The organism is Pararcticibacter amylolyticus (assembly GCF_003130405.1).
Classification (GTDB): Bacteria; Bacteroidota; Bacteroidia; order Sphingobacteriales; family Sphingobacteriaceae; genus Arcticibacter; species Arcticibacter amylolyticus.
The window spans coordinates 18,951-40,067 of the sequence record NZ_QEAS01000003.1 but is presented as its reverse complement, the minus strand read 5'-3'; the positions used below and the strand labels follow the sequence as shown (position 1 = coordinate 40,067).

At 44.0% G+C, this 21,117-nt stretch carries 18 protein-coding genes; 8 read left to right on the top strand and 10 right to left on the bottom strand.

What is annotated here, in order from left to right; all coding sequences use genetic code 11:
- Positions 1 to 163 precede the first annotated feature (163 nt).
- Positions 164 to 2,035, bottom strand: coding sequence for a phosphoenolpyruvate carboxykinase (GTP) (locus DDR33_RS04580; RefSeq protein ID WP_238387664.1), 1,872 nt, complete (start codon positions 2,033 to 2,035; stop codon positions 164 to 166).
- Positions 2,036 to 2,458: 423 nt separating this feature from the next.
- Between DDR33_RS04580 and DDR33_RS04575 the strand changes: the two genes are divergently transcribed.
- From DDR33_RS04575 to queD, 3 genes are all read left to right on the top strand, one after another.
- Positions 2,459 to 2,932 (top strand): hypothetical protein, encoded by a 474-nt coding sequence (locus tag DDR33_RS04575; RefSeq protein ID WP_109414601.1) that lies wholly within the window; start codon positions 2,459 to 2,461, stop codon positions 2,930 to 2,932.
- A 176-nt stretch (positions 2,933 to 3,108) separates the two neighbouring features.
- Positions 3,109 to 4,227, top strand: coding sequence for an alanine dehydrogenase (gene ald, locus DDR33_RS04570; protein WP_109414600.1), 1,119 nt, complete (start codon positions 3,109 to 3,111; stop codon positions 4,225 to 4,227).
- Between the two features lie 110 nt (positions 4,228 to 4,337).
- Positions 4,338 to 4,691 (top strand): 6-carboxytetrahydropterin synthase QueD, encoded by a 354-nt coding sequence (gene queD, locus DDR33_RS04565; protein ID WP_109414599.1) that lies wholly within the window; start codon positions 4,338 to 4,340, stop codon positions 4,689 to 4,691.
- A 6-nt stretch (positions 4,692 to 4,697) separates the two neighbouring features.
- Here the strand turns inward: queD and DDR33_RS04560 are convergent, their stop codons facing one another.
- Together DDR33_RS04560 and lon are read right to left on the bottom strand one after the other, a co-directional pair.
- Positions 4,698 to 5,657, bottom strand: a complete 960-nt coding sequence (locus DDR33_RS04560; protein WP_109414822.1) for a lipid A deacylase LpxR family protein — start codon at positions 5,655 to 5,657, stop codon at positions 4,698 to 4,700.
- Between the two features lie 129 nt (positions 5,658 to 5,786).
- Positions 5,787 to 8,240, bottom strand: coding sequence for an endopeptidase La (gene lon, locus DDR33_RS04555; RefSeq protein WP_238387663.1), 2,454 nt, complete (start codon positions 8,238 to 8,240; stop codon positions 5,787 to 5,789).
- Positions 8,241 to 8,772: 532 nt separating this feature from the next.
- Between lon and DDR33_RS04550 the strand changes: the two genes are divergently transcribed.
- On the top strand, positions 8,773 to 9,408 hold the full coding sequence (locus DDR33_RS04550) for a tetratricopeptide repeat protein (RefSeq protein ID WP_109414598.1): 636 nt from the start codon (positions 8,773 to 8,775) through the stop codon (positions 9,406 to 9,408).
- A gap of 109 nt (positions 9,409 to 9,517) precedes the next feature.
- On the opposite strand, the gene DDR33_RS04545 is transcribed toward DDR33_RS04550, so the two are convergent.
- From DDR33_RS04545 to gpmI, 3 genes are all read right to left on the bottom strand, one after another.
- Positions 9,518 to 10,048 carry a CAP domain-containing protein gene (locus DDR33_RS04545; RefSeq protein ID WP_109414597.1) on the bottom strand — a complete coding sequence of 177 codons (531 nt, stop codon included), beginning with the start codon at positions 10,046 to 10,048 and terminating at the stop codon, positions 9,518 to 9,520.
- A 183-nt stretch (positions 10,049 to 10,231) separates the two neighbouring features.
- Positions 10,232 to 10,771 (bottom strand): hypothetical protein, encoded by a 540-nt coding sequence (locus DDR33_RS04540; RefSeq protein WP_109414596.1) that lies wholly within the window; start codon positions 10,769 to 10,771, stop codon positions 10,232 to 10,234.
- Entirely contained in the window at positions 10,758 to 12,278 is a 1,521-nt protein-coding gene (gene gpmI / locus DDR33_RS04535) for a 2,3-bisphosphoglycerate-independent phosphoglycerate mutase (protein WP_109414820.1), read from the bottom strand. Before gpmI ends, DDR33_RS04540 begins: the two co-directional genes overlap by 14 nt.
- 112 nt (positions 12,279 to 12,390) lie before the next feature.
- On the opposite strand from gpmI, the gene nadC reads away from it, so the two are divergent.
- The 3 genes from nadC to DDR33_RS04520 all read left to right on the top strand — a co-directional run bounded on the left by nadC (position 12,391) and on the right by DDR33_RS04520 (position 14,771).
- Complete coding sequence (gene nadC, locus DDR33_RS04530) at positions 12,391 to 13,239, top strand: carboxylating nicotinate-nucleotide diphosphorylase (protein WP_109414595.1); 849 nt, start codon at positions 12,391 to 12,393, stop codon at positions 13,237 to 13,239.
- 62 nt (positions 13,240 to 13,301) lie between these two features.
- Entirely contained in the window at positions 13,302 to 13,949 is a 648-nt protein-coding gene (gene plsY / locus DDR33_RS04525; protein ID WP_109414594.1) for a glycerol-3-phosphate 1-O-acyltransferase PlsY, read from the top strand.
- A 36-nt stretch (positions 13,950 to 13,985) separates the two neighbouring features.
- Positions 13,986 to 14,771, top strand: a complete 786-nt coding sequence (locus DDR33_RS04520) for a M48 family metallopeptidase (RefSeq protein WP_109414593.1) — start codon at positions 13,986 to 13,988, stop codon at positions 14,769 to 14,771.
- Between the two features lie 115 nt (positions 14,772 to 14,886).
- On the opposite strand, the gene pabB is transcribed toward DDR33_RS04520, so the two are convergent.
- The 4 genes from pabB to DDR33_RS04500 form a co-directional block, all read right to left on the bottom strand.
- Entirely contained in the window at positions 14,887 to 16,185 is a 1,299-nt protein-coding gene (gene pabB / locus DDR33_RS04515) for an aminodeoxychorismate synthase component I (RefSeq protein ID WP_109414592.1), read from the bottom strand.
- 16 nt (positions 16,186 to 16,201) lie between these two features.
- Positions 16,202 to 17,476 carry an adenylosuccinate synthase gene (locus DDR33_RS04510; RefSeq protein ID WP_109414591.1) on the bottom strand — a complete coding sequence of 425 codons (1,275 nt, stop codon included), beginning with the start codon at positions 17,474 to 17,476 and terminating at the stop codon, positions 16,202 to 16,204.
- Positions 17,477 to 17,493: 17 nt separating this feature from the next.
- The gene (locus DDR33_RS04505) at positions 17,494 to 17,967 is read right to left on the bottom strand and encodes a Fur family transcriptional regulator (RefSeq protein WP_109414590.1); all 474 of its coding nucleotides are present in this window, start codon (positions 17,965 to 17,967) and stop codon (positions 17,494 to 17,496) included.
- A gap of 76 nt (positions 17,968 to 18,043) precedes the next feature.
- A complete protein-coding gene (locus DDR33_RS04500; RefSeq protein ID WP_109414589.1) occupies positions 18,044 to 20,275 on the bottom strand; it encodes a RelA/SpoT family protein in 2,232 nt (743 codons plus the stop codon).
- Positions 20,276 to 20,397: 122 nt separating this feature from the next.
- Between DDR33_RS04500 and DDR33_RS04495 the strand changes: the two genes are divergently transcribed.
- Positions 20,398 to 21,027: a DUF4294 domain-containing protein gene (locus tag DDR33_RS04495; RefSeq protein ID WP_109414588.1), complete on the top strand. Its 630-nt coding sequence runs from the start codon at positions 20,398 to 20,400 to the stop codon at positions 21,025 to 21,027.
- Positions 21,028 to 21,117 lie beyond the last annotated feature (90 nt).

The window sequence follows — 21,117 nt, the reverse complement described above, 5'->3', positions numbered from 1 at the left end:
CAGCATATCGCCATAAACCAGGCTGAGAGCTAACCGCTACCATCCAACCCCTCCACCGTTTTCTTTCTGCTCCATACCAGAAGCTGACAGCTCATTGCTGACAGCCGACAGCCAAATAAAAAAGCGGCCCCGGGAACACCCGGGGCCGCTTTTTTATTTTCAATTATGCTTCATCAGGCTGCAATCCCCAATGTGCAGGAGAGCGCCATAATGCTGATAATAATAATTCACGCATGTAGAAGAATTCTTTCGGAAGTTTGTCATACATTCTCTGGAATAATTCGTCGTGGCTTTGGATTTCTTTTTTCCATGCTTCACGATCAACTTCCATGATCTTTTCAAAGTCTTGTCTACAGAAGTCAAGGCCTCTCCAGTCCATATCTTCGAAACGAGGCATATAACCGATCGGGCTTTCAACAGCACTGGTTTTACCGGTAACCCTTTGAACGATCCATTTAAGGGCACGCATGTTGTCACCGTATCCTGGCCACAGGAACTTGCCATTTTCATCTTTTCTGAACCAGTTAACACAGAAGATACGTGGAGCTTTAGGAAGGCTGCGTCCGAACTGTAACCAATGGTTAAAGTAGTCAGCCATATGGTAACCGCAGAATGGAAGCATTGCGAATGGGTCACGGCGAACTTTTCCGATTTCACCAAATGCAGCAGCTGTCATTTCTGAACCAATGGTTGAAGCAAGATAGACTCCGAAATTCCAGTTAAATGCCTGGTAAACCAGAGGAACTGTAGTAGCACGACGGCCGCCAAATACGAACGCTTCAACAGGAACTCCCTGAGGATCTTCCCATTTAGGATCGATAGAAGGGCACTGGTATGCAGGAGCGGTGAAACGGGAGTTGGGGTGAGCAACAGGCTTTCCGCTTGCAGGATCGTGCTTTTGACCTTGCCAGTTAGTGATATCAGCAGGAGCTTCTTCAGTTAATCCTTCCCACCATACATCTCCGTCAGGAGTAACACCTACGTTAGTGAAGATAACGTTCTCGCGGATAGTCGCCATCGCGTTAGGATTGGTTTTTTCGTTTGTGCCAGGAGCAACACCGAAATAGCCATTTTCAGGGTTGATAGCATATAGTTTGCCATCAGCACCAGGTTTGATCCATGCAATATCATCACCGATAGTAGTGATCTTCCAGTCGTTCAGAGCCGGAGGAGGGATAAGCATGGCAAAGTTTGTTTTACCACAAGCACTTGGGAATGCTGCTGCAATATAAGTTTTTTCTTTTTCAGGGCTTTCAACTCCTAAAATAAGCATGTGTTCAGCTAACCAGCCTTCTTCTTTACCCATTACAGATGCAATACGAAGAGCGAGACATTTCTTTCCAAGTAATGCATTACCACCGTAACCAGAACCGTAAGAAACGATAGATCTTTCTTCAGGATAGTGAACAATATACTTTGTAGTAGGGTTACAAGGCCATTTTTTGTCTTCTTCGCCTGGTTCCAAAGGAGCTCCTACTGTGTGTACACATTTTACAAATTCACCTTCAGTACCTAATTGTTCTAAAACTTTAGTTCCAACCCTGGTCATGATATGCATGTTTACCACTACATATTCAGAGTCTGAAATTTCTATACCGATTTTAGAAATAGGGGAACCGATAGGGCCCATGCAGAAAGGAACGATATAAAGAGTACGGCCTCTCATACAGCCTTTCATAAGGCCATCAAGCGTTTTCTTCATCTCCTTGGGATCCATCCAGTTATTGGTTGGTCCTGCATCTTCTTTTGTTCTGCAACAGATAAAAGTTTTGTCTTCAACGCGGGCAACGTCACTCGGATCAGAAAAACAAGCGTAGCTGTTGGGCCATTTGCTTTCATTTAACTTAATGAAAGTTCCTTTCTCAACCATTTTCCCGCATAGTTCATCATATTCTCTTTTAGAGCCGTCGCAGAGATATACTTGTTCTGGTTCTGTTTGTTCGATAATTTCCGCAATCCAGTTTTTGAGTTCCTGGTGTTGAAGTTTGTCTAGTACCTCGGTCATGTTTGTTGGTTTAAATAATACGTCGTTCATGTTACTCGATCTATTATGGTAATCGTAAACTAATAAATTCAGGCTGGAAATCTCTCGTTTGGCTGCGTTTTCTGTTATCTCTGCAATCGTTGCCGGAGCGGTCTCTTTGCCTTGAATTCCGGTACATAGTTACGGAGAACAGTTTATTTTGTATATGATGGTTGTCATTATTTGTGGTGTATTTTGTCATTCTTTAAAAGGTCCCGGACGACGCTTTATTGGCAAAATGAAAATCTTCATATTCAACAGGTATTAATTGGTTAAAAAATGGAGGGATTTGTTGGGAAATGAACAAACGTCTGGCCTCCGCAGAATAAAGATAGAAAAAAAATTACGTTCTGAATATTAATAAGTTTCGGACATAAAAAGGTGTATGCTAATGGATTTAGTAAATTTATAACAGCATATTTGTAATTTTGCATTATGGATTTAAGCGTAAAGGAAAAGCTCGAAGTTTTTGCCAGGTACATTGGTAAACATGTTTGGATTGAGAACCTTCAGGGCTTAACTCAGAATAATGAATTAGTACATCAGTGCGGATTGCTGAAGGGGATAAAGGAAGATGCCTTACTGATCGCCTTCTCATTTGGTTCAAGGTGGATGCTGCTCACAGGAGAACACCGGGATACTTACCGCTATAAATTGCTGCTCCATCCGCTAAGCCGTTTAACAGAAGATATAATGGCCACAGCCAACAACCTGCCCGCTTCGGGTTTTATCTCTCAGTATTATATTAAGCTGGGATTTGATATGCCGGTTTTTATCGCACCCGACCATCCCGGAAACTGTAAGACTGTTGCAGAGCTTGGATTGGCAGACTATCGCTCCCCTAAAGAAATTACCGAATTGAATTATGTCGATAATGATCAGGGCTGGCAGACAAGTTTCAGCCTTTAGATCGTCGCATAAATACCTTTTCCTATACTAAAATGCATAAACCTGCATCCTTAATATTTTAATCGCAAATACCTTCAGTATTTCTTGCATGGGAAATTATGAGAATGTTATCTTTGCATCACTTTTCTGATACTATTTGCGGTAGTATTTTATGTAAAAATTCAAATTTAGGTTTTATGCGTATTGCAGTTCCTGCAGAAATTAAAAACAACGAGAACCGGGTGGCTATGACTCCTGCCGGTGTCGTTCATTTAGTCCGTTTCGGACATGAAGTGTTTATTCAAAAAGGTGCGGGTAACGGCTCTGGCTTTACTGATGAGGAGTATCAGCAGGCAGGGGCTGTAATTGTTGACACGGCCGAAGAAGCCTGGTCAATGGACATGGTCATGAAAGTGAAAGAACCAGTCCCGTCCGAATACAAATACTTCCGTGAGGGATTAATTCTCTTTACCTACCTTCACCTCGCTCCTGAGCCCGAACTGACCAAAGCACTGGTCGAAAACAAAGTTGTAGGTATCGCCTACGAAACTGTACAGTTGAATAACGGCTCGCTTCCTTTATTAACTCCTATGAGCGAAGTTGCCGGCCGGATGTCTGCTCAGATCGGAGCACAGTTCCTGGAGAAATCACAGGGCGGCAAAGGTGTGCTTCTGGCTGGTGTTCCCGGTGTTAAGCGCTCCAAAGTTGCCATTATTGGCGGCGGAGTAGCTGGTACCAATGCTGCGAAAATAGCAGTGGGGCTGGGTGCAGACGTTACAATCATTGATTTAAATCCTGATCGTCTCCGCCAGCTTGACGATGTCTTCGGATATCAGGTCACTACCTTAATGTCAAATCCTTACAATATTGCCCAGGCCGTGAAAGAATCTGATCTGGTGATCGGTGCAGTATTGATCCCCGGGGCAAAAGCTCCGAAACTGGTTAACAGGGAGATGGTAGAGTCGATGGAAGCAGGGTCTGTCATCGTTGACATCGCCATCGATCAGGGTGGTATTTTTGAAACTACCGACCGGATTACTACTCATGACAACCCAACTTATGTAAAACATGGAGTGGTTCATTATGCTGTAGCTAACATGCCCGGCGCTGTTCCAAGAACTTCAACTATTGCATTGACGAACGTAACAGTTCCATATGCCGTACAAATTGCTAATAAAGGCTTTAAAAAGGCCTGTCTTGAGAATTCTGCATTACTGAAAGGAATCAATACCCTTGGTGGATATGTAACCTATAAGGCTGTTGCAGATTGTCATGCTCTGGCTTTTGAGAATGCAGAGAGATTATTAGCCTCGTAAGATTTTCACAATACCTGTTCTGTATAACAGCAGGCCATCCGGGCGTCAGATATCAATCCCTGACGCCCGTTATTTATTTTAAACTGCTTGTTAAGTCACTTTGATTCATTATGGTAATATATAAACAATTCACTTTCGACTCTGCCCATTTTTTGCCGAATGTTCCTGCGGGGCACAGGTGCGGAAGTATGCACGGACATACCTATAAACTGACGGTTTTTTTCGAAGGTGATCTGGACCCGGTTCAGGGCTGGGTTATAGATTTCAATGATATAAAGAAAATCATCAGTCCCCTGATCGATTCTGTTGATCACAAATTGCTTAACGATATTCCCGGCCTCGAAAATCCTACAAGCGAGGTGATGGCTTCATGGTTCTGGAATAAAATAAAACCGGAAATTCCTTCGCTCTCCCGTATTGAACTCAGTGAAACGCCTTCAACAGGAGTTATTTACGAAGGCTGATCATTATCATTTAGCGCCAAACCTGTAAAATATAGCGGCTGAGCCATATTGGTGAGCATGTACCTGGGTCTTAATTTCTTTAGTCCTGAAGATAACGGAGAAATTTAATGTCCATCGCTGAACGGCATATTTAACCCCAAGTTCCTGAGAAAATGCCAGCCTGTTAGGAGTAAAAGTAACGGGGCCTTTATCATCCCTGAACATCCCTCCCTGGATGGTGGCGTCATACGCAATAAAATGGATCGAGGGCTTTGCAAAGAAGAAAAGTTCTTTCTGAGGGATGCTGTCCCGGGTATTACCGGAAATTCTGCTGTTGGTCATCACTGACTGAAACAGCTGATTGATCTTGCCTGCACGGAATACTATTCCTGCTCCCGCTCCCGAAAATGTATTTCCTGCCGTTGCATAACCGCTGAAGCTAAGATCAATGTCTGAAGAAGAGGGCCGGAACAACAGGCGGGTATAGTCAAACCCGGCATTCAGTCCTGCTTCGTTTTTTACCTGGTACTGCCATCCATTCACTTCGTAAAACCCTACTACACTATGCAGGAGCTTTTGCGCATCTTTCCCTAAAGCTGCCGGGCCAATTGTTCCCGCATTCAGAGAAACCTGGAAAATCTGCTCATTCTGAAGGAACCAGTTGAATTTGAAGCCGCCATAGAGGTATGCTGCAAAGGGCCGGTCGACAAAAGAGATGTCAGGAATGTAACCAGATTGCGCATTATACATGTATTGTCCCGCTTCAGCTTCCCAGACCTTCTTCACAACAGCCGATCCGGCAGCAGGAGCTTTCATGGCGTGTCTGAAGGTGATAAAAAGTCCGTTCGTGTAATACCTGTCCTGTCCGTATGCCAGGTAGGCATCATTATCACTGCGGAACCCGAATTCATTTGCAAAGTTTCTGGTCTGGGAAAATGACGGGCAAACAAACAGCAGGAGCAAGCTGGCTATATAAACTAATTTCATAAAGTGATTCTGTCTGGTCTGGCACATGGATCATACCGGGCATGAAGGTAATAAAAATGGGCAAAATGCAAGGTTTGAATTTGCATTTTGCCCACTAAATACCGGCGGTCTTTTAACCCGCAGACTTCCCTATGGAAGAGTGACCTTCTCCATGAGGGTTAAATCAATAGGGTCTTTTACTTTTTCATTGGTGAGGGCTAGATCAATAACCTCCTTCATCTCATTCACATAATGAAAAACGAGGTCTTTGATGTAATCCTCTTTTATCTCCAGGATATCTTTACGGTTGGATTTTGAAAGGATGATCTCTTTGATATTCGCTCTTTTAGCTGCCAGGATCTTTTCTTTTATACCGCCGACAGGCAACACTTTTCCCCTTAATGTAATTTCTCCCGTCATCGCCAGGTGGGTTTTAACCCTTCGCTGTGTAAATGCCGACGTTAAAGCCGTCAGCATCGTAATTCCGGCAGATGGGCCATCTTTAGGAGTTGCCCCTGCCGGTACATGCACATGAACATCCCACAGATCGAAAAGCCGGTTGTCGATATTAAACTTCCGGGAATGTGCCTTCAGGTAAGCCATTGCTATAGCAGCGGATTCCTTCATCACATCTCCCAGGTTGCCTGTAAGGGAAAGTTTTCCTTTGCCCGGGCTAAGGCTCGCTTCAATGAACAGAATATCTCCGCCCACCTGAGTCCAGGCAAGCCCGGTAACTACACCGGCTACTTCGTTTCCTTCATACAGGTCTTTATCAAAAAAAGGAGCTCCTAAAATGGATTCTACATCTCCTTTGTTTAATAAAGAGTTATATTCCTGCTCCATCGCGATCTTTGTGGCCACTCCTCTTACCACCGAGCCGATTTTCTTTTCAAGTCCCCTGACACCCGATTCCCTGGTGTAGTCTTCAATGATCTTTTCTATAACCGCCGGTTTCAGCGTGACGTCTTTTTTGCTGAGCCCGTGCTGTTCCAGTTGTTTGGGAAGTAAATGCTGCTTGGCAATTTCAATTTTTTCCTCGATCGTGTAGCCGTTAACTTCAATGATCTCCATCCTGTCGAGCAAAGCAGGCTGGATGGAACTGAGAGAGTTGGCCGTGGCAATAAACATGACATTTGAAAGATCATAGTCGAGTTCAACATAGTGATCATAAAATGCATTGTTCTGCTCCGGATCTAAAACCTCCAGCAGGGCAGAAGACGGGTCGCCACGAAAATCATTGCCCACCTTGTCTATTTCATCAAGCACGAAGACCGGATTCGATGTCCCCGCCTTTTTAATGGACTGGATAATCCTGCCAGGCATCGCTCCGATGTAAGTTTTCCTGTGTCCGCGTATTTCTGCCTCATCACGGATGCCGCCTAAAGCTACACGGACATATTTTCTTCCCAGTGCCCGGGCAATTGATTTGCCGAGAGAGGTTTTTCCAACTCCCGGAGGGCCTGCCAGGCAGAGGATCGGGGCCTTCATGTTGTTCCTGAGCTTCAGAACCGCAAGATATTCAATGATCCTGCGTTTTACTTTCTCAAGACCATAATGATCTTTATTCAGGATTTTTTCCGCCCGCTTCAGGTCGAAGTTGTCTTTAGAGAACTCTGACCAGGGCAGATCCAATACCAGCTCCAGGTAATTCACCTGAACGGAATAATCGGCAGCAGCCGGGTTCATACGCCCGAGTTTATCCAGCTCTTTGCTGAAGTGCCCTTTAATTTCCTTACTCCATTTCTTTTTTGCTGCACGTTCGCGCAGGTTCTCCAGCTCAAGATCGGGTGAATTTCCTCCAAGTTCCTCCTGGATGGTCTTAAGCTGCTGGTTAAGGAAATATTCTCTCTGTTGTTTATCGAGGTCCGTCCTCACTTTAGACTGGATCTGGTTTTTGAGCTCCAGCATCTGGAGTTCAGCTGTGAGCTGTTCCAGCACCATTTTAGCCCTGTCACGGAGATTAGCCAGTTCGAGCATCTGCTGCTTCACCGGAACGTCGGCGTTCATATTAGACGAAATGAAGTTTATCAGAAACGAGGTGCTCTCAATATTTTTGATAGCAATACTGGCTTCACTGGGCAGGTTAGGCGACATCTGGATGATCTGCATCGCCATTTCCTTTATCGAAGCAACCATGGCCTTAAACTCCTTATCTGCCTTTGGCCTTATTTCTTCAAATTTATCGACAGTAGCCTTAATATAGGGTTCATTCTGAACTTCTTCTCCTAACCGGAAGCGCTGCTTTCCCTGTATGATAACCGTGGTACTGCCATCAGGCATTTGCAGCATTTTTATAATGAGAGCAACTGTTCCTACGGTGTTGAGCTGGTCGAAAGAGGGATCTTCTATTGCTACATCCCTTTGGGATACTACACCAATGGTACGGTCACCTTTATATGCGTCCTTAATAAGCTTAATTGACTTGTCTCTTCCAACCGTGATCGGAATAACAACGCCTGGAAATAAAACGGTATTGCGGAGCGGCAATATCGACAAAACTTCGGGCGTTTGTTCATTATTCATTTCCTCTTCGTCTTCCTGGGACATCAGGGGAAAGAATTCTGTATCTTCATTGATAATGGGTAACGACTGATTAAAATCCATTCAATTCATTTTTCGCCGTCAATATGACAGTGTTAAATTTAAAATTTATTGTAAACTACTAATGAGAACTATGCTGCAAGGGCTATGCCAATCAGTTTAATTTAGATACTGGAAGCTTAATTATGATCAGGTGGTAAAAGTAAGAAAATTAACCTGTAAAAACGTCATGACTCATTGAATTCCCCGGCGCCTGTACTTGCTGTCTATTCACAAGTTCATCCGTCCGGAGACGTATTAAACTTAATCAATATCCCTCTTAATCCAAACCAGGCACACCCTGAACAGGGGAGATGGGCGGCATAGAGGCAGACCTGCATCGAATTGGTGCCGGCCTGACATGAATCCGGTATCTCTGAAACTGATTTTGATTTGATATTGAGCTTGTTCGGGATTACTTAAAACAAAAGAGCTATGTTTGTTCTTTATTACGACATTGTTACAACAGGTAAAAGAAACGAACTATAGTTTGTAAATAAGAAAAAATAGAAATAATATTACCTGTTCATTCGTTATAAGTTAAAGCTAATTTTCAATGAAAGTAATTGCATCGATTTTAACTCTTGTACTTCTGGTAAATGGAGTTTCCAAAGCACAACAAAATCAGGACATTAAGAATAATTATGTAAAACTGGGGCAAAAAGCCGTCATCGATGGTAAATTTAAGGAAGCAGTTACACATCTTGAGAAAGCAATGCCGGCAGAAGCAAACAATGCCGAGGTTTTATATATGCTCGGGTATTCTTACTACCATACCGGTGACTATCCCAAAGCGGTAAGCACTTTTGGTCAGGTGATTTCGCTTAAACCTAATAACGTTTCTGCCTACTATTACCGCGGAAAAGCGCGGAACATTATGGGAAACCAGGTTTCAGCGTCAAATGCCGAGCGTGATAAGTTGCTTCAGGCTTCAATCCGTGATTTCAGTAAAGCCATTGAATTAAATGGCGAAGATTTGAAGTTGTTTCAGAACAGAGCCCTTGCTTACCGCGATTATGGTATTCTGAAAGGACAGAAGGTTGCTAAATTGTATGACAAAAACGCAGCAGAAGGTGCTTTTAAAGCTTGCCTGGATGATCTTCAGCATTTACTGGATGCTACTCCGGGCAGAAAGGATATCACAGACGAGATGAAGAAAGCCAAGGTGTATATGGCCAACCTGGATCGTTAATTTTTGCATTATAACAGAAAAGGGGCTGTGTCGGTCGACACAGCCCCTTTTCTGTTATAACAGCTTATCTTTTTTATTCATACTCCCGTCTTCAGACAACTCACCCCTCTTATCTCCTCCCTCCGAAATCCTGTACCCAGTAATAATTCTCCATTGAAATGCCCACTTCTCTGAATGAAGCGTTCATCAGGTTCCGGCAATGGCCTTCACTTTTAAGCCAGCCTTCCATTACTTCCTTTATAGATCTTTGCCCCCATGCAATATTCTCGCCCACTGCATAATGGCTGAATCCCTTTATGGTGTACCCTGCGTTCATGATCCGGTCTTTGCTGGTCCTTCCTGATTTACTGACGTGGCTGAAATATTTCTGCCGGTTCATATCCCTGGCATGCAGAAAAGCGGCGGTTTCCAGTTGTGTGTTCCATGTCAGGGATGGCACCGGGGGCATAAAGGTATTTCCGCAATTACATCCTTTGCTTCTTATAGTATTTATTCTTTGAAGGAATTCCTGCTGGAATGCATTTCCCGGCTGAGTAGTACTTTGTGTATTTTGTCTTGCCTGCGTCCCCGCTGTCGGGAATGGGATGCCGCATGAATTTAATAATATCAATAAAAAGAATCCTGTTGCTAATAATTTCATATCTCCTCAACTCTTCTCTGATCTGCTTCCGGTATATTAATTTAAAAACAGAATGAAAAACAGAAAAAAACCGTTCTTGCTTTATATAAGAACAATTTACTAACGCAAAACCCCCGGAATTATTGAGTGTTTTTTTTATCGCAGATCTTCCGGAAAAATGAAAACTACAGGAAGCGGGAAATCCTACCGGAGCTTACCCTCAATGACATAGCGGTGAGCGCCTAATAGTTTTATATCCTGATGCTTCTCAATCCGGTAAAGTGAGTCGGGAAAGTACTCCAGTGATTCTTCTGAAGAATAGAGAAGATTACTCGTTTTGTTATGAATGCCGATCAGGACGGTTTTTCCTGACGCGTTTTTTTTAATGCTTATCAATCGTGTCCGGAGCCCTTCCTCTACAGCTGTATAGGTTGTTATATCTGCTTTTTGTGTTACCTCATAGCTGTCCCTCCAGGAGGGTTTGTTGATGTCGGATGCTGAAAAGAGCGCGAGTTCATTTTCCCAGTTAGCAATCCGGATGTTTTTCTTTTCAGATGTCGAGTCATCCGTGATCATTTTGGCGACCATAGGCTTTGAGGCAGACAGCCTGGATGCTTCTGAATTGAAAAAGCCCCTGATATCAAAATATGTATTTTTGATATCAGGAGCCTGGTCAGCTGACTTACACGCGGTAAGGGCAGCTATAAGTATAAGGATTGAATGAGTTTTTTTAAACCAAGACATTCCCCGTCATTTTCTCCGGAATTGCAACTCCCAGGATCTGCAATACTGTAGGAGCAATATCGCCCAGTTTACCGTCTTTGATTTGCTTGTGGTCTTTATCAATGAGGATACAGGGCACAAGATTCGTTGTATGTGCAGTATTGGGAGAACCATCTGCGTTGATCATAAAATCAGCGTTCCCGTGATCTGCCAGGATGATAAAGGAGTACCCCGATTCAAGTCCGGTCTCTACCACCTGTCTCAGACAGCCGTCAACCGTTTCTACTGCTTTTACTACCGCTTCAAAAACTCCTGTATGCCCAACCATATCGGGGTTTGCGAAATTCAGACAAACGAAGTCTGGTTTGTTTTCCGGTAATTCCTCACAGATCGCATCCCTGATTCCTTCAGCACTCATTTCCGGTTTCAGATCGTAAGTTGCTACTTTAGGCGACGGAATAAGAATTCTTTTTTCTCCTTCAAATTCTTTTTCACGGCCTCCTGAAAAGAAGAACGTTACGTGAGGATATTTTTCAGTTTCTGCGATTCTGACCTGTGTCTTTCCGTTTCTTCCAAGAACCTCACCCAGTGTATCGGTCAGATCTTCTTTTCTAAACACCACTTCCACGTTTTTAAAAGTCTCATCATAACTGGTCATGGTGATATAACGCAGCTTAAGGGGTTCAAGATGATACTCCGGAAATGCCTTTTGTGTCAGGGCAACGGTGATTTCACGGCCACGGTCGGTTCTGAAATTGAAACAGATCACAACGTCACCTTCCTGAATTGTTGCCACAGGGCTGCCCCCGTCAGTTACTTTCACTACGGGTTTCAGGAACTCATCTGTTACTCCGTCTTTATAAGATTCTTCTATTGTTGTTTTTAGATTCGTACTGGGTTTTCCGATTCCATGCACAAGCAGATCATATGCTTGCTTTACTCTTTCCCAGCGGTTATCTCTGTCCATTGCATAATATCTTCCAATGAGGGAAGCTATCTGAACAGGAGAATTTTCGAGGTGTTTCTCGAGTTTTTCAACGTAGCCGGCGCCTCCGTTCGGATCTGTATCACGGCCATCCAGGAAAGCGTGAACAAACACGTCTGTCAGTCCCGCAGCTTTAGCTGCATCACATAAACCAAATACGTGCTTAATGTGGGAGTGAACCCCACCATCAGACAGAAGTCCGATAAAGTGAACTTTCTTATTCTCTGCCTTCGCATTGGAAAATGCATTTTGAAGAACCGGGTTGCTAAGGAGCTCGCCATCATCCACAGCCTTATGGATCCGTCCGAGTTCCTGGTAAACCACGCGGCCTGCTCCAAGGTTCATGTGTCCCACTTCCGAATTACCCATTTGTCCCTCTGGAAGCCCCACAGCCATACCCGAAGCCTCAAGCTTTGAATTAGGATAAGTAGCCACCAGATGATTAAAAAAGGGTGTATGTGATGCTAATATAGCATTTGATTTATCGGCCTTGCCGTAGCCCCAGCCGTCCAGTATAATAAGTGCTAATCTTTTTGTTTCCACAAGGCAAATATACATTTGAATTATTCGGATACAAAGTGACTTGTGTCATATTTGATGCCTTTAGGGCACGAACAAATGATGTAGAATAAATGTATTTATTAATTTAGCGCCCATGAAAGAAGAAAGAGACTTACTTTTTAAATTTATAAAGGATGCATTAAGTGAGGATGTGGGGGATGGTGATCATACCTCACTTGCTACTATTCCCCTCGAAGTGAATGGGAAGGCTAAACTCCTGATTAAGGAAAAGGGTATTCTTGCGGGGGTTGATGTGGCTCTTGAAATCTTCAGGGTGGTTGATCCGGGATTAAAAGCGGAGGTTTTTATCAGGGATGGTGCGGAAGTAAACCCCGGCGATGTTGTGCTGGTGGTGGCCGGGGATGTTCATTCGATACTGAAGGCGGAACGCCTGGTTCTGAACATCATGCAGAGAATGAGCGGGATAGCAAGCGTGACTAACAGGATTGTCAGATCCCTGGAAGGCACCGGCACCAAAGTGCTCGATACCAGAAAGACCACTCCTAATATGCGTTTTCTGGAGAAGATGGCTGTCAGGATAGGCGGCGGGGTAAATCACCGGACCGGCTTGTACGACATGATCCTGATCAAGGATAATCATGTTGACTACGCGGGGGGAATTAAACCAGCGCTCCGGGCAACAAAGAAATACCTCGAAGAGAAAAAACTGAACATTCCCGTCGAAATTGAGGTTAGGAATATAGATGAGCTGATGGAGGTGACAGAACTGGGTGGAGTAGACAGGATCTTACTTGATAATTTTAATTATGATCAGCTGAGGGAAGCTGTCAGGCTTATAGCAGGGAGGTTTGCAACAGAGGCTTCGGGCGGGATAACAGAGGATAATGTTGCCGAATATGCCCGCTGCGGTGTGGATTACATATCGATGGGCGCTTTAACGCATTCTGTTAAGAGTCTGGACATCAGCCTTAAGGCTTTTTAATTTGTTATAAATGATAGATTGCATTATTTTGACTTTTCTTTTTTAGTATAATTGCAGGCTGAATGATATCCATATATTCTGTTTCGGCGCTCATTGCTGCTTATTTGTTTGGATCAATTCCCAGTGCTGTATGGATTGGTCAGGCCTTTTACGGAATCGATGTCCGCGAATATGGCAGTGGCAACGCTGGAGCGACCAATACCTTTCGGGTGCTCGGTAAAAAGGCGGGTATTGCCGTCATGATTATTGATATATTAAAGGGATTTACCGCTACAAATCTTGCTTATTTCATAGGTCTTTCAGTCACCGGGCCTCAGAATTCCATCCAGTTCGTCAACTACCAGCTAGCCCTGGGTATTACGGCAGTTATGGGACATTTATTTCCCGTATTCGCCGGCTTCAGGGGAGGGAAGGGAATTGCCACTTTGTTTGGGATGGTTCTGGCAGTACACTTTGATGCAGCCTTATTCTGTGTATCCGTATTTTTGATCGTGCTGCTGATCTCAAAGTACGTCTCGCTTAGCTCGATTATAGCAGGTTTTTCTTTTCCGCTGAGCATCATATTTGTTTTTCATTCCCCCTTACGTTCGGTGGTACTTTATGGAATGTGTATTTGTGTTCTGATACTGGTAACACACCAGAAAAATATAGAACGCCTGCTTCGCGGCAAGGAATCAAAGGTGAATGTTTTCAGGAAAAAAACAGCTTGAGCCTGTTGTCTGTTAAGGTACAAAATAGATTGATCAATGAAACGAATTAAAACATTTAGTACAGTTATAGCTATTGCTTTTACCGCCGCATGTTCAACAGTGCCCCTCACGGGAAGGAGACAGTTTAATGTGGCAAACTCACAGGAAATTCAACAGCAGGCAGTTGCTTCTTATAAAGAATTTCTGAAAGACCCAAAGACGAAAGTAGTATCTTCCGGTACAGATGCTCAGCGGGTTAAAGCTGTCGGTACCCGTATCGCCAGTGCAATTGAGAAATATTTAAGGGAGAACGGCTATGCCAACCAGTATAGTTTTAGCTGGGAGTTTAATCTTGTTCAGAGTACGGATATTAACGCATGGTGTATGCCGGGAGGTAAAGTTGCCGTTTATACAGGAATTATGCCTGTAGCTAAGACGGATGACGGATTAGCTACAGTTATGGGACATGAAATAGCACATGCTATCGCACGCCATACGGAAGAACGTTATTCTCAGACTATGGGAGCCCAGGCGCTCGGAGGAGTGGTAGGAGCCGCTGCCGGATCCGAAGCTATCAACCAGCTCTACGGCCTCGGTGGTCAGCTTGCTCTTCTTAAATATGGCCGCAGCCAGGAATCTGAAGCAGACAGACTGGGTTTGATATTCATGGCAATGGCAGGATACAATCCTAATGCAGCTGTTTCTTTCTGGCAGAGAATGGCGTCTTCTAAACAAGGCAACGGAGCTCCTCCTGAATTTCTTAGTACGCACCCAAGTGATGCAACAAGGATTGCAGACATCCAAAAGCGTCTGCCGGAAGCTTTAAAATATTACAAAAAATAGTATCAGAAGTCTTATAAATACCTGTCCGGGGTATTTCAAAGATTTCATTCGTAGATAAATAAAAAGAGGGTGTGTCATCACATCCTCTTTTTATTTATAGCAAGTCTTCCCGCGCTCAGTTCTCCTCCTCTTCTTCAAAAGAAGTTCCCAATGTCTCCAGTATTGCCTTCGCTTTGAGCAGGCATTCTTCATATTCTTTTTCCGGCTCTGATGCAAATGTGATCGCACTGCCGGTTTGGAATGAAAGATATCCGGATTCTGAATCATATAGCAGTGTCCTGATAACGACATTCATATCGAAATCCCCTTCCGGAGTGAAATATCCCACTGCCCCCGAGAATATTCCTCTCCTGGTCCGTTCAAATTCCTCTATGAGCTCCATAGCCCTTACTTTCGGCGCGCCTGTCATCGACCCCATGGGGAAAGCACAGCTTATAATTTCTGTATTGTCAGTATCTTCTGAAACCTCGCACGTAACTGTCGAAATCATTTGATGAACCTGCCTGAAAGAATAAATACCAAACAACTCGTCTACTTTCACCGTTCCGGGGAGAGCACACCTGGTGAGGTCGTTTCTCACCAGATCAACGATCATGACATTTTCAGATTGCTCTTTCGGATTGTTTCTTAGCTCTTCCTTCAGACGGAGATCTTCCTGTAAATCGTCACTGCGCCGTGCCGTACCTTTGATCGGCTGGGAGATGATCTTATTTCCCCTTCTGCAAAGGAATCTTTCGGGGCTTGCAGAAATGATAAACTTGCTGTGATATTTAAAGAATACTGAAAATGGAGCAGCGGAAAGATTGTTGAGCATTTTAAAGGCGCTCATTGGATCTATGGATACATCTTCGGCATAGAACTCCTGGCAGAAATTGAGCTCGTAAATGTCTCCTCTCGCTATATGATCTTTTATCCGGTTGACAGTGCTGACATATTCGCCGCGTTTAAAACGCTTTCTTATAGGCTTTTTAAGCGCGGGGGGAGCAGGGTGGGCGGCTATTTCAGCTTCGATCTGTGAAGCTAAGCCTGATGTGGCGGATAAAATTTCTACCTGTTGCCCCCTGATGATCAGGATATGGCTTGGAATAAAAAAGAAGAGATCATCGAAGCCGAGATGGTCCTGTCTGTCTGAATGAAGTTCTTCAAGTTCATTTTTCAGATCATAAGCGAGGAAACCGGGAATCCAGCCACTATGCTCATGCAGGAAGCCCTTCAGTTTTTCCAGTACCTGGTTGCCGCCGGCGCCTTTAACTTCAGCGTTCAGGCCTGCGGCTATCAGCACATCAAAAGAGGTGCAGCCGTCTTTATATCCGTTTGAATCAAAATAACAGGCCACTTCGTGAGAAGTGGCCCATTGTAGTGCTTTTTCCTTGAAAACAGCTATATCATCCGGATAATGGTATGATGCATTCATCTCCGGAGTATATGGATTAACTCAATACAAGAGTCTGAACGCGGTCTGGTCCTACAGAAAGATATTTCACCGGAACGCCGAGTTGTTTTTCGATATATTTCACATAAGCCATCAGCTTATCAGGAACTTCCTCCAGTGTTTTGATCCCTGTCAGGTCTTCATGCCAGCCGTCAATTTCTTCGAAAACAGGTTCAGCTTTCACCGTACAGATGTCATATGGCATATAGTCGATCTCTTCGCCATTATATTTGTAGTGGGTACAGGCGTAGATCTTTTCAAAACCGCTCATCACGTCAGCCTTTGTCATCACCAGTTCTGTCACACCGTTCAGCATGACAGCATACCTGAGGGCCGGGATATCGATCCATCCGCAACGGCGCGGACGGCCGGTTGTGGCTCCGAACTCGTGGCCTACACGACGAAGTTCTTCTCCGGTTTCATCAAACAGCTCGGTGGGGAAAGGACCGCCTCCCACGCGGGTACAGTATGCCTTAAAGATACCAATGACAGATCCTATTTTATTTGGAGCTACTCCTAATCCGGTACAGGCACCTGCTGTGGTCGTATTAGACGAGGTAACAAAAGGATAAGATCCGAAATCTACATCCAGAAGAGTACCCTGAGCGCCTTCTGCAAGAACTGTTTTGCCTTCACTTAAATACTTATTTACGAAATGCTCACTGTCAACCTGAGGGATCGTCTTGAGAAATTCAATCGCTTCAAAAAATGCCTTTTCTTTTTCTGAAAAGTCAGGAATTTCACCATAGTGAGCAAGAATTGACTTATGCTTGCCTACAAGCTTTTCATAACGGTCCTGGAAGTCCGCAAGAAGTGTGTCTCCAACGCGCAGTCCGTTACGTCCTGTTTTATCCATGTAGGTAGGCCCGATCCCTTTAAGGGTAGAACCAATCTTTCCTTCACCCATCTTACTTTCAGACGCAGCGTCGAGAAGCTGGTGAGTTGGAAGAATAAGATGTGCCTTACGCGCAATAACAAGCTTTCCGGCTGCCACGGGATCAAATCCGTTTTTTTTCAGTCCGTCGAGTTCCCGTTTCAGGATAATGGGGTCTATCACGACTCCGTTCCCGATCAGGTTCATATTTTTATCGTTAAAAATACCCGAAGGAATGGTGTTCAGAACATATTTCTGATTATCAAACTCAAGGGTATGTCCGGCATTGGGGCCACCCTGAAAACGTGCAATTAAATCGTACTTGGGGCTAAGAACATCAACAATTTTTCCTTTACCTTCGTCGCCCCACTGAAGGCCTAACAATACATCAACAGCCATGAATAATTTGGAATGTTTTAATTTTTTAAATAGGATTCACAGTGACCTTCCTTTAACTTGGAACAGTTACCGTAAAGATTCAGAGAATGGTGTTTAATCTCAAATTTCAGAAGATCCCCCATCATGCTTTGAATCTGTCCAACACGGGGATCGCAGAATTCAACTACCTTCCCGCAGTCGATACATATGATATGGTCATGCTGTTTGTATCCGTAGGACTTTTCAAACTGGGCCATGTTTTTTCCAAACTGATGTTTGGTGACCAAATCACAGGAAACAAGAAGTTCCAGGGTATTGTAAACCGTTGCACGGCTTACCCTGTATTTCTTATTTTTCATGTGGATATATAGAGATTCAACGTCAAAGTGATCGTTTCTTGAATATATTTCTTCGAGAATGGCAAAACGTTCAGGCGTTTTTCTCAGATTTTTATTTTCGAGATAAGCCTCGAAAATTTTCTTTACCATTGCTATAGTTTCTTGTAAAGGCATGTCTATTCCCCTGAGTCAGCGTTCAAAGTTATTTAAAAATTTAAGAATTCTTAAATTTCGTGCAATAATAATGATGTCAGGAAGCTTTGAATATTTTCTGAGGCTCAGAATCAAAGCGGGTAACCGACGTGACTCCTTTAACCTGCCTTAATTTCTTTATCAGGTTTTCCAGGTGAATGGTGTCGTTTACGTAAACCATGATCGAACCTTCAAAAATTCCTTCATTACTGTCAACCGTTATCGAACGCATATTTACTTTGAAGTCATTTGATATCACCGTAGTGAGCTTATTGATGAGCCCCACCTCGTCAATTCCTGTAATGCGCAGGCCGGTGAGGAATGCCAGTTCTTTTTGAGATGTCCATTTCGCTTTTACCACCCGGTAACCGTAGTTCGCCATTAATTTTGTCGCATTCGGGCAGTTTGTACGATGGATCTTAATTCCGTCATTAACGGTTATAAAACCGAAAACGTCATCGCCGGGGATCGGATTACAACAGGACGAGAGCTTGTAGTCGATCACCTGCATATCTTCCCCTATCAATAAAGTATCGCTGTCCTTCGTTTTTACTTTATTGATAATGCCCTCTATCTGGCTCGAATCAATCCGCTCAGGAGTACGGTTTTCGACGGTCTTCTCTGATGCCTGGAACTCTTTGAGGGTTTTCAGGTCAAACGACCCTTTTGCAATATTGTAGAAGAGGTCGAGAGTTGATCCGAACTTGAAATAATTGGCGATTTTATGGATGTTCTCGGTATTGTAAGTGATTTTGAGTGATTTAAGCTTTCGCTCCAGGATTTCTTTTCCTTCCTCCGCAACCCGCCGTTTTTCCTCCTTAAGAGAGGATTTGATCTTTGCCTTTGCTTTGGCGGTGACTACAAAGTTCAGCCAGTCTTCTTTCGGACTTTGTTTCGAGGATGTAATGATCTCCACCTGGTCTCCGTTCTGAAGCTGATGCGAAAGCGGAACAAGCTTATGATTAACCTTGGCACCGATACATTTTGCGCCAAGGTCTGAGTGGATCTCGAAGGCAAAGTCGAGCGCTGTTGCTCCAAGCGGCAGCTGCATCAGTGCCCCCTTGGGAGTAAAGATGAAGATCTCGTCGGAGAACAGGTTCATTTTGAAATCATCCAGGAAGTCCAGGGCATTCGATTCCGGATTCTTAAGTAGTTCTCTTACCTTTTGTATCCATTGGTCAAGGCCGCTGTCTGACGAGGATTCCTTGTATTTCCAGTGAGCTGCAAACCCCTTTTCCGCAATTTCATTCATCCTCTGGGTTCTGATCTGAACTTCTACCCATTGTCCTTTCGGACCCATCACCGTGGTATGCAGTGATTCATATCCGTTGGCTTTGGGTGATGAAACCCAGTCGCGCAGGCGGTCGGGATTGGGCCTGTAAAGATCCGTAACAATTGAGTACGCTTTCCAGCAGTCGGCCTTTTCGTGCTCAGGCTTGCTGTCCAGGATAATACGGATTGCAAAAAGATCGTACACTTCTTCGAAAGGGATCCCCTTTTTTCTCATCTTATTCCAGATGGAATGGATAGACTTCGGCCTGCCATAAACGTTGGCATGCAATCCCTGTTCTATCAGTATCTCGCGTATCGGGCCTACAAAAGCCTGTATGTAAAGCTCCCTCTCTGCCTTTTTCTCGTTAAGCTTCCTTGCAATGAACTTATACGTTTCTGATTCTGTATATTTCATCGAAAGATCTTCGAGCTCTGATTTCATGGCATAAAGCCCCAGCCTGTGCGCCAGCGGAGCATACAGGTAAATGGTTTCAGAAGATATCTTCAGCTGCTTGTCCCGCGGCATGTGATCCATCGTCCGCATGTTATGAAGCCGGTCCGCCAGCTTGATCAGGATCACCCTCACGTCATCAGCGAGGGTAAGCAGCATCTTTCTGAAGTTTTCGGCTTGCAGGGAACTGTTATAATCGAACACACCGGAGATCTTTGTTAACCCGTCGATAATCTTCGCGACCTTCTTTCCGAATTCACGTTCTATTTCCTCCAGTGTAACAGCGGTGTCCTCTACAACATCATGCAAAAGGGCGCACACAATAGAAGTGGTGCCCAGTCCAATTTCCTCCGCAGCAATTTGAGCAACAGCAATAGGGTGGTAAATGTAAGGTTCGCCTGATTTACGGCGCATATCCTTATGGCTTTCCAGTGCGAGTTCAAAAGCCTGCCTGATCATGCGCTTGTCTCCCTTTTGCATGGTAGGCTTACAGGCTTTTAAAAGCGCTCTGTACCGCTTTAATATTTCTTTTTTCTCAGCTTCAAGATCGATCACTAATTCGTTCATCGTCAGTTCTAACCCCTTTCAAAAAAAATAACGTTGTAACTTATAACATATTGGGTTACAATTTCGTACTATATGTAATTAATATTTGTGCGAAATAACATTATTTTTGTACTAACTAAGATATGAAAATTTTTCCTTTTTTCCTTGTATTGGGTCTGAATTTCGTGAGTTTTGCGTATGCACAGGATAAATTTGACCCTCATGCGAAGGGCAAAAATGATACCATTCGCGTGGCTGTCACAAAGGATGATGCCGGAGAGTTTATTCCCTGGATACCCCTGGCCGACGTAAATATTAATAATACCAGGATCTTTGCATCTGCGGAAGACAGAAGCCGCTATCTGAGGCTGAGATATAACGTACTGAAAGTATTGCCTTATGCGAAATATGCCCGCAACCGCTATAGCAGGCTGCATGACGACCTCGCGTTAACCCAGAATAAGAAACAACAGAAGGTATTGGTAAAAGCCTGCGAAAGGGAAATTAAGGATATGTTTAACCGTGAGGTGAAGAATATGACGATCTCACAGGGAGAGATCCTTATTAAACTGGTTGACAGAGAGACGGGCAACAGCAGCTATGAACTTGTTCGTCAGTTGAAAGGCGGCTTTACTGCATTCTGCTATCAGTCAGTGGCCCGCCTGTTTGGTCATAACCTCAAGCAAAAGTACGATCCACAGCAGGAAAGGGATATTGAGAACATTATTCAGCAGTACGGATATTACGCCGATTCTCCATACCGCTTCAATTAATACTGTTCACCCTTCTTTTATTTCTGTTTAATTTAAGTCATTATTAGGCTGATTTACCTTGTCATGGCCTGCTCAAAGCCTTGCCGCTGC